Genomic DNA, 14661 nt, shown 5'->3' with positions numbered 1-14661 from the left:
CATTTGACTTGTGTTTTTTTATTTCCCATGAAATAGATTTGGTTCCATTAATAAAAAATTTGAAATATAGTAAGGGATTTTTTGAGCAGAAATACTTAGAAATTGATAAATAAATGGATAATCTTCAGAACCATAACTTCCAAGTAAGTCATACCACCAATCTGTTTCATATCTAGAAATCATGCTTAAATTATAGAGCAATAAATAATGAATGAGGAGTTCAGGTAATATTGGCTTAGGATTTCTAGGGTCAGTCGTAAGTGGCAAATAATAAGTATTAGTAAGATGTTCATAGTATAAAGGAGTACTGTACATAGGATTCCATGATTGAATAGGCGCTGTAAAAAGTAAATTCGATTCATTAGTCTTCTCAGGTACGTGTTGTATTGATAAATGCTTACAAGATGTTTCAATGTAACGAGAAAATCTCTCTTTAGTCATATGTAATCGATCTAGTAGGTTGACTGAAAAGGAGAGCTCATTTTTAATTGTTGAATCAATTTTATATAAAGTTGATCCTTTTTGACTATAACGAAATAAATTTTGTAATTCTGGAATATTTCCCATTAGTTCTAACATGTTAAATTTTTCTGCTTCTAAGTGTTTCATGTGAAACAGTTGTTCTGCAACATGAGTAAACAATCCGTTTTTTTGTACCTTCACCTCATCTTCTAAAAATTGATACCCTTGTTTTTTTCGTTTGCGAGTTGTAACGCCATGAGCTAAAACAGTAGTGGATTCAGGATAGTTAGGGTCAATAGTTAGTAGGCATGCTTTAAACAGTTGACTAATTCCATAAAATAACAACATTGGTTGAATGGAAAATGGAGCTGTCTTATATAATTCATAATAATTTTTCCCGTGTTCTAAGTAATAAATAAAGGGATAACAATTTTCAAAACTTTTTTTTTCTGCATCCTGAATAGAGGATTTTTCATAACAACGGGCAAGATAACGTTGTACGTTTTGAGATGAAAAAAAGAAACTTAACTGCTGCCAAGTACAAGATGTTTGATGCATATATTACGCTCCTTTTATTGTCTAAAAATTCTAACATATATATACGTCCTTGACAGTATTTTAACCAATTGATAAGCTACTAATAATAATTTCTGGTATCATAGGGGGAACAATTATGTGGGAATCTAAATTTGTTAAAGAAGGTTTGACTTTTGATGATGTATTACTTGTACCAGCTAGGTCAGATATATTACCAAGAGAAGTAAGTGTTAAAACAGTTTTATCTGAAAGCTTACAGCTAAACATCCCGTTAATTAGTGCAGGAATGGATACAGTAACAGAAGCTGACATGGCTATTGCAATGGCTCGCCAAGGTGGTTTAGGAATTATTCATAAGAATATGTCTATTGAGCAACAAGCAGAGCAAGTTGATAAAGTAAAGCGCTCTGAAAGCGGCGTTATTTCAGATCCTTTCTTCTTAACTCCAGAACATCAAGTATATGATGCAGAACATCTTATGGGAAAATATCGTATCTCAGGTGTACCGGTTGTAAATAATTTAGATGAGCGAAAATTAGTTGGTATTATTACAAACCGTGATATGCGCTTCATCCAAGACTACTCAATCAAAATTTCTGACGTAATGACAAAAGAACAATTAATTACAGCTCCAGTTGGTACTACACTGGAAGAAGCTGAAAAGATCCTACAAAAGTATAAAATTGAAAAACTCCCTCTTGTTGATAATAACGGTGTATTACAAGGGCTTATTACAATAAAAGATATTGAAAAAGTAATTGAATTCCCAAACTCTGCTAAGGATAAGCAAGGACGCTTATTAGTTGGAGCAGCAGTTGGTGTAACAGCGGATGCTATGCTTCGCATCGATGCATTAGTAAAAGCTAGTGTAGATGCAATTGTACTTGATACAGCACATGGACATTCTAAAGGTGTCATTGATAAGGTAAAAGAAGTTCGTGCTAAATACCCATCACTAAATATTATCGCTGGAAATGTTGCTACTGCTGAAGCAACGAAAGCATTAATTGAAGCTGGTGCAAACGTAGTTAAAGTTGGTATTGGACCAGGTTCTATTTGTACAACACGCGTTGTAGCCGGTGTTGGTGTACCACAATTAACTGCAGTTTATGATTGTGCAACAGAAGCTCGTAAACACGGTATTCCAGTTATTGCTGATGGTGGTATTAAGTACTCTGGTGATATGGTGAAAGCTTTAGCGGCAGGAGCACATGTTGTTATGCTAGGTAGCATGTTTGCAGGTGTTGCAGAAAGCCCTGGAGAAACTGAAATTTACCAAGGTCGTCAATTTAAAGTGTATCGTGGTATGGGTTCTGTCGGTGCGATGGAAAAAGGAAGTAAAGATCGTTACTTCCAAGAAGGTAATAAAAAGCTTGTCCCAGAAGGTATTGAAGGACGAGTGCCATATAAAGGACCTTTAGCAGATACAGTTCACCAATTAGTTGGTGGCTTACGTGCAGGTATGGGATATTGCGGGGCACAGGATTTAGAATTCTTACGCGAAAATGCACAATTCATTCGTATGTCAGGTGCTGGCTTACGTGAAAGTCATCCTCATCACGTACAAATTACAAAAGAGGCTCCAAACTACTCATTATAATGTCTTATATACAAATAGACAGAGATTTGATATCTCTGTCTATTTTTTTTTGATTATGTTAGAATAACGGTTATGTGAGTACATAGATATTGGGGGTAGCAAAAGTGAAAGGTATGTTTTGCAAAAGATTCATTGCTTTGGTAACAGTGCTTACACTAGCTTGTAGCATTTTTATGCCATATAGCAATGCATCAGCTGAAACAGGAGCCGCTTTAAACATTGAAGCAGGTGCGGCAATTTTAGTAGAAGCGAATTCTGGGAAAATTTTATATCAAAAGAATGCAGATGAATTATTATCCATTGCTAGTATGACAAAGATGATGAGTGAATATTTAGTTCACGAAGCAGTGGATAAAGGAAAACTTAAGTGGGACCAGAAAATTAAGGTTTCTGAATATGCATATAAGGTTTCACAAGATGCTTCATTATCAAATGTTGCATTAGAAAATGGTGGCTCTTATACAGTAAAAGAGTTATACGAAGCAATGGCAATCTTTTCTGCAAATGGTGCAACAATTGCATTAGCAGAAGCAATTGCAGGTAAAGAAGTAGACTTCGTAAAAATGATGAATGACAAATCGAAAGAACTAGGGTTAAAAAATTATAAATTTGTCAATTCTACAGGTTTAACGAATAAAGATTTAAAGGGAATGCATCCTGAAGGAACAACAGCGGATGAAGAAAATAAAATGTCTGCAAAGGATGTTGCAACTTTAGCACAACATTTAATTAAAGATTATCCAAAAGTGTTAGATACAGCAAAAATCCCTAAAAAAGAATTCCGTCCAGAAAAAGAGAAGTTTGGAATGTCGAACTGGAACTGGATGTTAAAGGGCTTAGTTAAAGAATATGATGGCGTAGATGGCCTAAAAACAGGCTCAACTCCAGAAGCAGGAGATTGCTTCACTGGTACGGTTGAAAGAAACGGAATGCGTTTTATTTCTGTAGTTATTAAAACAAGTTCTCATACAGCACGTTTTGATGAAACAAAGAAGCTATATGATTATGGATTTGCTAACTTTGAAGTGAAACAAATGTATAAAAAAGGTTCTTCAGTAAAAGGACAAGAAACAGTACGAGTAGAAAATGCGAAAGATAAAGATGTAGCAGTTCAAACGAAACAAGCTATTTCACTTCCAGTGCCAAAAGGAAGTAAAGATGTTTATAAAACAGAATTAAAAGAATCAAGTAAGGGACAAGAAGCACCTATTAAAAAGGGAGCTGCGCTTGGTCAAATGGTAATTACGCCAAAAGATACAAACGACCCTGGATTTTTAACTGGTAAGTCACTGCAAGTGGATCTTGTAACGACATCTGAAGTAGAAGAAGCAAACTGGTTTACTCGTGCTATGCGTGGAATTGGTTCATTCTTTAGTGGTATGTGGAATAGTGCTGTTGATACAGTAAAAGGTTGGTTTTAAAAGCTCCTCACGATAGGAGCTTTTTTTTATTCCTATTTTTCATACCGACTTTATGAAAAAGTAGTAGACAAGCATCTGATAGTTAGTGGTAGAATGTAAGAGTATTCTTAATTTTCGCCTTTAACGGGGGAAAGCAATTCACCTAGGGGGGTTTTTGTACATGACAAATGTAACAGGGACAGAACGTGTAAAACGTGGAATGGCAGAAATGCAAAAAGGCGGCGTTATTATGGACGTAGTTAACGCTGAACAAGCAAAAATTGCAGAAGAGGCAGGTGCAGTTGCCGTTATGGCATTAGAGCGTGTACCAGCAGATATTCGTGCAGCAGGTGGCGTTTCTCGTATGGCAGACCCAACAATTGTTGAAGAAGTTATGGGTGCGGTGTCAATTCCGGTTATGGCAAAATGCCGTATCGGTCACCTTGTAGAAGCACGTGTATTAGAATCATTAGGGGTAGACTATATCGATGAGAGTGAAGTATTAACTCCTGCTGATGAAGTATACCATTTAAATAAACGTGATTACACAGTTCCATTTGTATGTGGTTGCCGTGATATCGGAGAAGCTGCACGTCGTATTGCAGAAGGTGCATCTATGCTTCGTACAAAAGGTGAACCAGGAACAGGAAACATTGTAGAGGCAGTGCGTCATATGCGCCAAGTCAATGCAGAAATCCGTCAAGTTGCGAGTCTACGTGAAGATGAGTTAATGACATATGCAAAAAATACTGGCGCTCCTTACGAAGTATTACTTGAAATTAAACGTCTTGGTCGCTTACCAGTTGTAAACTTTGCGGCAGGTGGTGTAGCAACACCAGCAGATGCAGCATTAATGATGCAACTTGGTGCTGATGGGGTATTTGTTGGATCTGGTATCTTCAAATCAGAAAACCCAGAGAAATTTGCACGTGCAATCGTTGAAGCAACGACTCATTATGAAGATTACGAACTAATTGCAAGCCTTTCTAAAGGATTAGGTAATGCAATGAAGGGTGTCGAAATTTCAACGTTATTACCAGAACAACGCATGCAAGAGCGTGGATGGTAATTAAAGGAGAACTTTAAAATGGTGAAAATCGGTGTACTAGGTCTTCAAGGTGCAGTTCGTGAGCATGTAAAATCAGTTGAAGCAAGTGGTGCAGAAGCTGTTGTTGTAAAGCGTATAGAGCAACTTGAAGAGATTGATGGTCTTATTTTACCGGGCGGTGAAAGTACAACAATGCGCCGTCTTATTGATAAGTATGCTTTCATGGAACCACTTCGTACATTTGCAAAGTCTGGTAAACCAATGTTTGGTACATGTGCAGGGATGATTCTTCTTGCGAAAACACTTATTGGCTATGAAGAAGCACATATTGGTGCTATGGATATTACAGTTGAGCGCAATGCGTTCGGACGCCAAAAGGATAGTTTTGAGGCTGCGCTTTCAATTGAAGGCGTGGGTGAAGACTTCGTTGGTGTATTTATCCGTGCGCCGTATGTTGTAGAAGTAGCTGATAATGTTGAAGTGCTTTCTAAGCATGGTGACCGAATGGTAGCGGTAAGACAAGATCAGTTTTTAGCTGCTTCATTCCATCCGGAATTAACAGATGATCATCGTGTGACAGCATACTTTGTTGAAATGGTAAAAGAAGCGAAAATGAAAAAAGTTGTATAAGTAACTTGCAACTTGTATAAGATTATAGTAAATTGATGGTAACAATTTTATAAAATAAGCGTGTTGATAGGAAATAGTAACAAATGTCGTTTCTTATAGAGAGTCGATGGTTGGTGGAAATCGATAGAAACAGTTTGTGAATCCATCCTGGAATGGAGTGTGGAATATCTTTTGGATTAGTAAGCATTCCCGGTGAAGAGCCGTTATTTCTACTTGAGAGGAAAGCGGTAATGCTTTCAACTAGGGTGGCAACGCGGGTTAACTCCCGTCCCTTTATATAGGGACGGGAGTTTTTTGTGTTTTATAAAATAAAAGGAGGAGTATATAATGCTTGATATTAAATTTTTACGTACAAACTTTGAAGAAGTAAAAGCGAAATTACAGCATAGAGGCGAAGATTTAACTGATTTCGGACGTTTTGAAGAACTTGATACGAGAAGAAGAGAACTACTTGTTCAGACAGAAGAATTAAAAAGTAAACGTAACGAAGTATCTCAACAAATTTCTGTATTAAAGCGCGAAAAGAAAGATGCAGAAGCTCTAATTTTAGAAATGCGTGAAGTTGGAGAAAAAGTAAAGGATCTTGATAACGAACTTCGTACAGTTGAAGAAGACTTAGAAAGATTAATGTTATCTATTCCAAATATCCCTCATGAATCTGCTCCAGTTGGTGAAACAGAGGATGATAATGTAGTAGCACGTACTTGGGGAGAAGTGAAAGAATTTACTTATGAGCCAAAACCACATTGGGATCTTGCTACTGATTTAGGAATTTTAGATTTTGAACGCGCTGGGAAAGTAACAGGAAGCCGCTTCGTATTTTACAAAGGTGCTGGTGCAAGATTAGAGCGTGCTTTAATTAGCTTTATGCTTGATCTTCATACTGATGAGCATGGATATGAAGAAGTATTACCTCCATATATGGTAAACCGTGCAAGTATGACAGGAACAGGACAACTTCCAAAGTTTGAAGAAGATGCATTCCGTATTGAAAGTGAAGATTACTTCTTAATTCCAACAGCTGAAGTACCTGTAACGAATATGCATCGTGATGAGATTTTAAATAAAGAGCAATTGCCTATAAGATATGCTGCATTTAGCTCTTGCTTCCGTTCTGAAGCAGGTTCAGCTGGGCGTGATACACGTGGTTTAATTCGCCAGCATCAGTTCAATAAAGTAGAGCTTGTGAAGTTCGTAAAACCAGAAGATTCTTATGAAGAGTTAGAAAAGTTAACAAATGATGCAGAACGCGTGTTACAATTATTAGAGTTGCCATATCGCGTTATGAGCATGTGCACAGGCGATTTAGGATTTACAGCAGCGAAGAAATACGATATTGAAGTATGGATTCCAAGCTATGGCACATATCGTGAAATTTCTTCTTGTAGTAATTTTGAAGCTTTCCAAGCGAGACGTGCAAATATCCGTTTCCGCCGTGAACCAAATGGAAAACCAGAACATGTTCATACATTAAATGGATCTGGTCTTGCAATTGGACGTACGGTTGCAGCTATTTTAGAGAACTACCAACAAGAAGATGGTACAATTATAATTCCAGAAGTTCTTCGCCCTTATATGGGAGGAAAAACAGTTATTAAGTAAATTTAAACATTCATCGGTATGAGTGATTGGTAATTATGAGCGTTGTCAGTACTGTAATGTAGGAAGGGGAAAGTGAAATTTTCCTTTCCTCATAATTTATTTTAGTAGGGTTGACTAACTGTTTTTCTTTTGATATTATATTTGATGTCAATATGGAGGTATACCCAAGTCTGGCTGAAGGGATCGGTCTTGAAAACCGACAGGCGGCGAGAGTCGCGCGGGGGTTCGAATCCCTCTACCTCCTCCAGATATAATTGACAACAGCGCATATAAGTGGAGATTGGAGAACTCGTTACCAACACGTAACGAGTTTTTATTTTAAAACCAATCATAAAGTATGGTGTAAGGTAATTTTGTCCTTATTACACACTCATATTCCGATGATTATCTTCATAGATATGAAAGGAGTCAACATGGATCTTATTATACAAACGTTTCCTTTAGATGGAAAAACTTTATATTATGTACAATGTCCTGTCTGTAAGAACAATAGAATTTTAAACAGTGGTGCAAACGTATCACGCATTATTAGTGATGATACATTCCGTAAACTTTGTGGTTGTACTTGTGATGTAAAACCAGCTACGAGTAAAGTAGAGGCGCCAAAACAAGTTAAAAAAGCAGCTGTAAAGAAAGAAGCAGCTCCAAAACGTACAGGTAAAGTATTAACGGCAGTAATTAACGGGAAAGAAATGACTGTTAAAGAGATTGCTGAAGCATACGATATTAGTACAAGTACTGTTCGTCAGCGCATTAACGCAGGAAAACCTGAGAGTGAAATTATTGCTCCAACAAAGAAGAAGTAATTTAATAGGAAAACCCGTGCATATGCACGGGTTTTTTATTTTACAAGTTTACGTGTTTGTTTTAAAAAATGGCCAATTTTTTTTATGATTGGTTCGATTGAATCACCATCTTTTAAAATATCGTACTCATTAATATTTAAGCGTAATACAGGGCATGAATTAAAGTTGTTAATCCAGTTTTCATAACGTCCATGCATTTCTTTCCAGTACTCAATTGGTGTTTGCTGTTCCATTGGGCGCCCGCGTTCTTGAATACGATCGACAATATCATCGAAAGAACCTTCTAAGTAAATTAATAAGTCTGGATGAGGGAAGTAAGGAGTCATGACCATAGCGTCAAATAAACCTTTGTATGTTTCATAATCAGTTTCCGTCATTGTTCCTTTTTCATGATGCATCTTTGCGAAAATTCCAGTGTCTTCGTAAATGGAACGATCTTGAACAAAACCGCCACCATATTCAAAAATTCTTTTTTGTTCTTTAAATCGTTCTGCTAAAAAGTACACTTGTAGGTGGAAGCTCCAGCGAGTGAAGTCCGCATAGAACTTGTCCAAATATGGATTGGAATCTACTTTTTCAAATGATGTGCGATAACCTAAAGCATTAGCTAATGCAGTTGTCATAGTTGATTTACCCACACCTACTGTTCCGGCGATAGTGATTACTGCGTCATTGGGTATATCATATTTTTGCCTTAAATTCATTATTATTTCGACTCCTTTAAGAGAGTATTTTGAAGGGCAGATAGGATAACGTTTAAATCATCAGGATTTTTTACAAAATCCATATCGTCGCCATTAAATTTCAATACTGGTATTTCCGGATGATCTTTTTTAAAAGCATCCATTGCTGTTTCATAATCTTTTGTGAGCTGTAGTAAATAATTTGGATCCATGTTTTTTTCAAATTCTCTTCCGCGCATGGCGATTCGTTTTTGCAATGTCTCTAGGCTAGCTGTTAAATAAACAATGACATTTGGCACAGGCATATCTTGTGTAAGGATACGATAAATTTGCATGTATTTGTCATATTGAGAGTCTTTTAATGTGCGGGATGCAAAAATTAAATTTTTAAAGATATGGTAATCCGCTACTACTGGTTTCCTTTGATTCAAGTACTTTATGTTAATGTCTTCTAATTGTTTGTATCTATTACAAAGAAAGAACATCTCTGTTTGAAAACTCCATTCGTCGATGTCTTCATAGAACTTTCCTAAAAAGGGATTTTCATCAACAATCTCTTTTAGTAAGTGGAGTTGCATGTGAGTTGAAATTTCCTTCGCAAGTGAAGTTTTTCCAACACCAATTGGTCCTTCAACCGTGATAAATGGTACTCCGGTCACGCTGTTTCCTCCTTTCAATCAGTGATTTACCGTGACTACTAAAAACACAAAACAGAATTATTGTAGCACAAGAGGGAAGCGAGCGGGTTAATTTGATATAAAAAGTTAGAAAATAGATATATGTATTAATTAAATTTTATTTTGGTTGATGATGTTATATTTGCTTTCAATGTAGTTTCCATTATTTTTAAAGCATGTATATTATCTTGGTCGTTGTTAGAGGCGATACAATCCTGTGGTACATACAATTTATAATTTCTCATATGAGCATCATTAGCTGTAAATAGGATACATATATTTCCGGCAACCCCTGTTAATATTAGATTTTCTATTTTTAAATAACCTAGTAATGAATTTAAAGGTGTTTCATAAAAAGCGGAATAATGTGGTTTAATAAAAATGTACTCATCAAAACTTGGAGCAATCTTATGGATTATATTTTCGCTATATTCATTTGTGCAATGAGTAATAAGTTGGTCGATATCAGATCTCCAAAGTTGATAATGGTCATTAACGTAAATTATAGGATAGCCGAAGGATTTCATTTTTTTCTTTAATTGTAAAATAGGGTTTGTTATAGTTTCGCATTTTTTAGCTAGAATGGGTCCGTGGGAAAATTGAAAGTCATTAATCATATCGATAATGAGCAAGGCGGTATTTTTCATATGTAATCCCCTCTCTTTTTTCTTTTAGGGTGGATTGAATTTGTAAAAGTTATCCCCTGTGTAGTAAATGGAAATAAGTGTACTTTATTTGTAATGAAAGGACTATGTTATGGAACAAGATCAAGATATTTATTTTATGCAATTAGCGATAGAAGAAGCTAAAAAGGCAGAGGAAATACAGGAAGTACCAATTGGAGCAGTTATAGTGTTAGATGGTGAGGTAATTAGTGTTGCCCATAATTTAAGGGAAACTGAGCAAAGATCAATAGCTCATGCTGAGTTGCTAGCGATAGATGATGCATGTAAAAAATTAGGGACATGGCGTTTAGAAGATGCAACATTGTATGTAACATTAGAACCTTGTCCAATGTGTGCGGGTGGAATTGTTTTATCACGAGTGAAGCGAGTTGTATATGGTGCAAGTGATCCGAAGGGCGGATGTGCAGGGACATTGATGAATCTTTTAACGGATGAACGCTTCAATCATCAATGTGAAGTAGTATCTGGTGTACTAGAGGAAGAATGCGGTGCGTTGTTAACAAACTTTTTTAGAGAGCTTCGTAAAAAAAGGAAAGCAATAAAAAAATTAGAGAAGAATACTGGGAACTAACGTATTTGCATTTTCTAAAGAAACAAGTTATACTGATAATGCCTTTAATGAAGGCAACCGAATATTGGTTTTAACTTTGCCGTGCTAAGCGGGGAGGTAGCGGTGCCCTATACTCGCAATCCGCTCTAGCGAGGCCGAATCCCCTCTCGAGGTTATGTTGCTGTAAGGTCTGCCTTAAGTAAGTGGTGTTGACGTTTGGGTCCTGCGCAACGGGACCCCGTGAACCTTGTCAGGTCCGGAAGGAAGCAGCAATAAGCGGGTCTTCTCGTGTGCCGCAGGAGTGCCTGAACCGAGCTAACTGCTTGAGTAACGCTTATGGTACGTAATCGACGGAGGGTGCACGGCAGTTATATATGTATACAAAACTCACCTTAATACAAAGGTGAGTTTTTTGTATAGAAAATAACTTTTGGAATCTATAAACAGAATGGGTTATAATAAATGAGATAATAACCTTTGAGGGAGGCCGTATTTTCGTGTCATACCAAGCGTTATACCGAACATGGAGACCGCAAAAGTTCGAAGATGTAGTCGGTCAAAAGCACGTGACAAAAACGTTGCAAAATGCCCTTCTTCAAGAGAAAGTTTCACATGCTTATTTATTTTCTGGCCCGAGGGGAACAGGAAAAACGACAATTGCAAAAGTATTTGCAAAAGCAATTAACTGTGAACATGCTCCGGTAGCTGAACCTTGTAATGAATGTCCTTCTTGTTTAGGAATCACACAAGGATCCATTTCAGATGTATTAGAAATTGATGCGGCTTCAAATAACGGTGTAGATGAAATTCGAGATATTAGAGATAAAGTAAAATACGCTCCAAGTGCTGTAGAATATAAAGTATACATTATTGATGAAGTTCACATGCTTTCTATGGGTGCATTCAATGCGCTTTTAAAAACCTTAGAAGAGCCGCCAGGACATGTTATCTTTATTTTGGCGACAACAGAACCTCATAAGATCCCACCTACAATCATTTCACGTTGTCAGCGCTTTGAATTCCGAAAAATATCAGTGAATGATATTGTTGAGAGATTATCAACGGTCGTGACAAATGAAGGTACGCAAGTGGAAGGTGAAGCATTACAAATTGTTGCGCGTGCTGCCGAAGGTGGTATGCGTGATGCGCTTAGTCTTATTGATCAGGCTATATCTTATAGTGATGAGATTGTTACGACAGAAGATGTATTGGCCGTAACAGGATCTGTTTCTCAGCAATACTTAGGCAATTTAGTAGAGTGCATACGTGAAAATGATGTATCAAGAGCATTGCAAATCATAGATGAAATGATGAGTAAAGGGAAGGATCCAGTTCGTTTTATGGAGGATTTCATTTACTATTATCGTGATATGCTTTTATATCAAACTTCACCACAACTAGAACATATGTTGGAACGAGTAATTGTAGATGATCAATTCCGTAAGTTGAGTGAAGAAATGCAACCGGAAGTGATCTATGAGATTATTCATACCCTTAGTAAGGGACAACAGGAAATGAAGTGGACAAATCATCCGCGTATTTTCTTAGAAGTTGTTATGGTGCAATTGTGTCAACAGTTTATGATGCAAGCAAATGGTACAGATCGTTTGCAAGCAATTATGAACAGGATGCAGCAACTGGAGAAAGAGTTAGAGCAAGTCAAAAAGAACGGTGTGCCAGCAGGTGTACAACAGGAAGTAAGAGAGACACGTGCAACACCAAAACCGGTACGAACAGGAAGTATGAAAATTCCTGTCGGACGTGTAAATGAAGTATTAAAACAAGCGAAGCGTCAAGATTTAGAACAATTAAAAGCTGTATGGGGTGAGTTGTTAGGAAGACTCAAATCATATAACAAAGTAGCGTTTGCCGTTTTACTTGAAAATAGTGAACCAGTGGCAGCTTCAGATGACACTTACGTTTTAGCATTTCAATATGAGATTCACTGTAAGATGGCGAGCGAAAATCGAGAAGCTATGGATACAGTAGAACAAGCTTTATTTGAATTGCTAAGTAAAAGGTTAAATATGATTGCCATTCCAAAAAGTGAATGGGGTAAAATCCGTGAAGACTTTTTACAACGTGAAGGTGGAGAGTCTGAAGAAAGCCCGGAGAAAAAGGAAGACCCTCTTATAGAAGAGGCAGTGAAGTTAGTAGGGCAAGAACTCATTGAAATAAAAGAGTAATAATAATTAGGAGGAATTAATTATGATGCGTGGCGGAATGGGAAATATGAATAACATGATGAAACAAATGCAAAAGATGCAAAAGGACATGGCGAAAGCACAAGAAGAGCTTGGTGAAAAAACAGTTGAAGGTACAGCTGGCGGCGGAATGATTACAGTTATTGCAAATGGTCACAAGCAAATTCTTGAAGTGAAGATTAAAGAGGAAGTTGTAGATCCAGAAGATATCGAAATGTTACAAGACTTAGTATTAGCTGCAACAAATGATGCACTTAAAAAGGCTGATGAGCTTTCAAACTCTACAATGGGTAAATTTACAAAAGGCTTAAACTTACCAGGTGGAATGTTCTAGGAGGATATTGATACATGCATTATCCAGAACCAATATCAAAACTAATCGATAGTTTTATGAAGTTGCCAGGTATCGGACCGAAAACAGCGGTTCGATTGGCATTTTTCGTATTAGATATGAAAGAAGATGATGTGTTAGGTTTCGCGAAAGCACTTGTAAATGCGAAGCGAGATTTAGCGTACTGTTCTGTATGCGGACATATTACTGATCGTGATCCTTGTTATATTTGTAATGATTCACATCGAGATCAATCAGTTGTTTGTGTCGTGCAAGAACCGAAAGATGTAATCGCGATGGAAAAAATGAAAGAGTATCAAGGTGTATATCATGTGTTACGTGGTGCGATTTCTCCTATGGAGGGAATTGGACCGGAAGACATTAATATCCCGCAACTCTTAAAGCGACTACATGATGAAACGGTACAAGAAGTGATATTAGCAACAAACCCTAATATTGAAGGGGAAGCTACAGCGATGTATATCTCCCGCCTCTTAAAACCTACAGGCATTAAAGTAACTCGTATTGCACATGGTCTGCCAGTTGGTGGAGATTTAGAATATGCAGATGAAGTGACATTATCCAAAGCGTTAGAAGGGCGCAGAGAAGTATAAGAGGAGAAACAAAAATGTTCTTTCAAAAAAAGGGTAAATTGCGTAAAGAGTATGACGATAAGTTAATTGTACTTTTGGAAAAAGTGAAGAATGAGTGGTTACGTCAGAAGAGAATGGTCGAACAAAGTGTAGAACCGTCTCAAGATGTCATTTGTTCTTTGAAAATAGCAGAGGCGAAATATTTCTTTTTGTTGAAAGAAGCAAAGCGTCGTCCTGTAAAAATGGAACAATGGTAAAAGGTTCTGCTTTCTAAGCAGGCCTTTTTATTTTGTTTTTTAAGTGCTGAGGTATTGTTTTATTTAGTGTATATGAAAGAGATGCTGCATATGATAACTGTTCTTTTTTATTGTCTTGTCCCATACAAATAGATGTATAGGTCATTCATAAGGAGGAAAAAATGAATTCTACAATTATTATTGTTGGTATTCTTACTTTAGTATTTATTTTTCTTGTTTTTGGTGTTGCCTCTAAGCCATTACGTTTTATAGGTAAGGTGATTTTTCATGTTACTTTAGGAATAGCATTGCTTTTTATCGTAAATGTTGTAGGGACATATTTTGATTTTCATATCCCAATTAACATGGGTACAGCAGCAATAACGAGTTTATTAGGTCTACCGGGTGTGGCAGCATTAGTGATTATTAAGCTTTATATCATGCCAAGATAAAATTATTTTGGCATTTTTTTAAAAAGTGTTGACTATTAAATGATTAATATGGTAAATTAATAAGCGTCGTCAGGAACGAAAGAAAAAAGTTGTTGACAGATTTAACGCAAAATGTTAAATTATAAAAGTCGCTGAAACGCGATATTGAACTTTGAAAACTAAAC

Annotated in this window: 16 protein-coding genes, 1 tRNA gene, 1 other RNA gene and 1 other annotated feature; of the genes, 14 read left to right on the top strand and 4 right to left on the bottom strand. The window is 36.7% G+C overall.

Annotated elements, in window-relative coordinates; translation table 11 throughout:
- Positions 1–18 precede the first annotated feature (18 nt).
- Positions 19–1020 (bottom strand): YaaC family protein, encoded by a 1002-nt coding sequence (locus tag DN401_RS08660; protein WP_000554287.1) that lies wholly within the window; start codon positions 1018–1020, stop codon positions 19–21.
- A 115-nt stretch (positions 1021–1135) separates the two neighbouring features.
- Here DN401_RS08660 and guaB point away from each other — a divergent pair, with 115 nt between their 5' ends.
- From guaB to DN401_RS08625, 7 genes are all read left to right on the top strand, one after another.
- Positions 1136–2599 carry an IMP dehydrogenase gene (gene guaB / locus DN401_RS08655; protein ID WP_000264088.1) on the top strand — a complete coding sequence of 488 codons (1464 nt, stop codon included), beginning with the start codon at positions 1136–1138 and terminating at the stop codon, positions 2597–2599.
- Positions 2600–2712: 113 nt separating this feature from the next.
- Positions 2713–4020: a D-alanyl-D-alanine carboxypeptidase DacA gene (gene dacA / locus DN401_RS08650; protein WP_124749816.1), complete on the top strand. Its 1308-nt coding sequence runs from the start codon at positions 2713–2715 to the stop codon at positions 4018–4020.
- Between the two features lie 160 nt (positions 4021–4180).
- Positions 4181–5068 (top strand): pyridoxal 5'-phosphate synthase lyase subunit PdxS, encoded by an 888-nt coding sequence (gene pdxS / locus DN401_RS08645; protein WP_000186165.1) that lies wholly within the window; start codon positions 4181–4183, stop codon positions 5066–5068.
- 18 nt (positions 5069–5086) lie between these two features.
- Positions 5087–5677, top strand: coding sequence for a pyridoxal 5'-phosphate synthase glutaminase subunit PdxT (pdxT, locus tag DN401_RS08640; protein ID WP_000238785.1), 591 nt, complete (start codon positions 5087–5089; stop codon positions 5675–5677).
- A 54-nt stretch (positions 5678–5731) separates the two neighbouring features.
- Positions 5732–5953 (top strand) — a binding site (T-box leader).
- 51 nt (positions 5954–6004) lie between these two features.
- Positions 6005–7279, top strand: coding sequence for a serine--tRNA ligase (gene serS, locus DN401_RS08635; RefSeq protein WP_000884187.1), 1275 nt, complete (start codon positions 6005–6007; stop codon positions 7277–7279).
- A gap of 154 nt (positions 7280–7433) precedes the next feature.
- A tRNA-Ser gene (locus DN401_RS08630) sits at positions 7434–7526 on the top strand.
- Positions 7527–7692: 166 nt separating this feature from the next.
- On the top strand, positions 7693–8085 hold the full coding sequence (locus DN401_RS08625; RefSeq protein ID WP_000364193.1) for a sigma factor-like helix-turn-helix DNA-binding protein: 393 nt from the start codon (positions 7693–7695) through the stop codon (positions 8083–8085).
- Between the two features lie 35 nt (positions 8086–8120).
- Here DN401_RS08625 and DN401_RS08620 read toward each other — a convergent pair whose 3' ends face one another.
- From DN401_RS08620 to DN401_RS08610, 3 genes are all read right to left on the bottom strand, one after another.
- A complete protein-coding gene (locus DN401_RS08620; protein ID WP_001053585.1) occupies positions 8121–8789 on the bottom strand; it encodes a deoxynucleoside kinase in 669 nt (222 codons plus the stop codon).
- Positions 8790–8791: 2 nt separating this feature from the next.
- Positions 8792–9427 (bottom strand): deoxynucleoside kinase, encoded by a 636-nt coding sequence (locus DN401_RS08615; protein ID WP_000148218.1) that lies wholly within the window; start codon positions 9425–9427, stop codon positions 8792–8794.
- A gap of 125 nt (positions 9428–9552) precedes the next feature.
- A complete protein-coding gene (locus tag DN401_RS08610) occupies positions 9553–10092 on the bottom strand; it encodes a cysteine hydrolase family protein (protein ID WP_000798724.1) in 540 nt (179 codons plus the stop codon).
- A 109-nt stretch (positions 10093–10201) separates the two neighbouring features.
- Here DN401_RS08610 and tadA point away from each other — a divergent pair, with 109 nt between their 5' ends.
- From tadA to DN401_RS08570, 7 genes are all read left to right on the top strand, one after another.
- Complete coding sequence (gene tadA, locus DN401_RS08600) at positions 10202–10702, top strand: tRNA adenosine(34) deaminase TadA (protein ID WP_000434327.1); 501 nt, start codon at positions 10202–10204, stop codon at positions 10700–10702.
- Positions 10703–10781: 79 nt separating this feature from the next.
- Positions 10782–11046: signal recognition particle sRNA large type (ffs, locus tag DN401_RS08595), an RNA gene on the top strand.
- A 132-nt stretch (positions 11047–11178) separates the two neighbouring features.
- On the top strand, positions 11179–12867 hold the full coding sequence (dnaX, locus tag DN401_RS08590; RefSeq protein WP_000121587.1) for a DNA polymerase III subunit gamma/tau: 1689 nt from the start codon (positions 11179–11181) through the stop codon (positions 12865–12867).
- A 25-nt stretch (positions 12868–12892) separates the two neighbouring features.
- Positions 12893–13219: a YbaB/EbfC family nucleoid-associated protein gene (locus DN401_RS08585; protein WP_014894853.1), complete on the top strand. Its 327-nt coding sequence runs from the start codon at positions 12893–12895 to the stop codon at positions 13217–13219.
- Positions 13220–13233: 14 nt separating this feature from the next.
- Positions 13234–13830 carry a recombination protein RecR gene (gene recR, locus DN401_RS08580; protein ID WP_000559169.1) on the top strand — a complete coding sequence of 199 codons (597 nt, stop codon included), beginning with the start codon at positions 13234–13236 and terminating at the stop codon, positions 13828–13830.
- 14 nt (positions 13831–13844) lie between these two features.
- Positions 13845–14066 carry a YaaL family protein gene (locus DN401_RS08575; protein ID WP_000466019.1) on the top strand — a complete coding sequence of 74 codons (222 nt, stop codon included), beginning with the start codon at positions 13845–13847 and terminating at the stop codon, positions 14064–14066.
- Between the two features lie 161 nt (positions 14067–14227).
- Entirely contained in the window at positions 14228–14497 is a 270-nt protein-coding gene (locus tag DN401_RS08570; RefSeq protein WP_001089273.1) for a pro-sigmaK processing inhibitor BofA family protein, read from the top strand.
- The last annotated feature ends 164 nt before the right edge of the window (positions 14498–14661 follow it).

This window comes from Bacillus sp. BF2-3, from assembly GCF_008368795.1.
In the GTDB taxonomy this organism is placed as follows: domain Bacteria; phylum Bacillota; class Bacilli; order Bacillales; family Bacillaceae_G; genus Bacillus_A; species Bacillus_A cereus.
The sequence above is the reverse complement of the archived record's forward strand: the minus strand, read 5'-3'. Positions and strand labels throughout refer to the sequence as shown.

Bases quoted from the DNA above. Each gene is read 5' to 3' on its own strand.
- guaB (WP_000264088.1), top strand. From the start codon at position 1,136: ATGTGGGAATCTAAATTTGTTAAAGAAGGTTTGACTTTTGATGATGTA.
- DN401_RS08660 (WP_000554287.1), bottom strand. From the start codon at position 1,020: ATGCATCAAACATCTTGTACTTGGCAGCAGTTAAGTTTCTTTTTTTCA.
- DN401_RS08625 (WP_000364193.1), top strand. From the start codon at position 7,693: ATGGATCTTATTATACAAACGTTTCCTTTAGATGGAAAAACTTTATAT.
- pdxT (WP_000238785.1), top strand. From the start codon at position 5,087: ATGGTGAAAATCGGTGTACTAGGTCTTCAAGGTGCAGTTCGTGAGCAT.
- DN401_RS08620 (WP_001053585.1), bottom strand. From the start codon at position 8,789: ATGAATTTAAGGCAAAAATATGATATACCCAATGACGCAGTAATCACT.
- tadA (WP_000434327.1), top strand. From the start codon at position 10,202: ATGGAACAAGATCAAGATATTTATTTTATGCAATTAGCGATAGAAGAA.
- DN401_RS08570 (WP_001089273.1), top strand. From the start codon at position 14,228: ATGAATTCTACAATTATTATTGTTGGTATTCTTACTTTAGTATTTATT.
- DN401_RS08585 (WP_014894853.1), top strand. From the start codon at position 12,893: ATGCGTGGCGGAATGGGAAATATGAATAACATGATGAAACAAATGCAA.
- pdxS (WP_000186165.1), top strand. From the start codon at position 4,181: ATGACAAATGTAACAGGGACAGAACGTGTAAAACGTGGAATGGCAGAA.
- DN401_RS08575 (WP_000466019.1), top strand. From the start codon at position 13,845: ATGTTCTTTCAAAAAAAGGGTAAATTGCGTAAAGAGTATGACGATAAG.
- recR (WP_000559169.1), top strand. From the start codon at position 13,234: ATGCATTATCCAGAACCAATATCAAAACTAATCGATAGTTTTATGAAG.
- dacA (WP_124749816.1), top strand. From the start codon at position 2,713: ATGTTTTGCAAAAGATTCATTGCTTTGGTAACAGTGCTTACACTAGCT.
- serS (WP_000884187.1), top strand. From the start codon at position 6,005: ATGCTTGATATTAAATTTTTACGTACAAACTTTGAAGAAGTAAAAGCG.
- DN401_RS08610 (WP_000798724.1), bottom strand. From the start codon at position 10,092: ATGAAAAATACCGCCTTGCTCATTATCGATATGATTAATGACTTTCAA.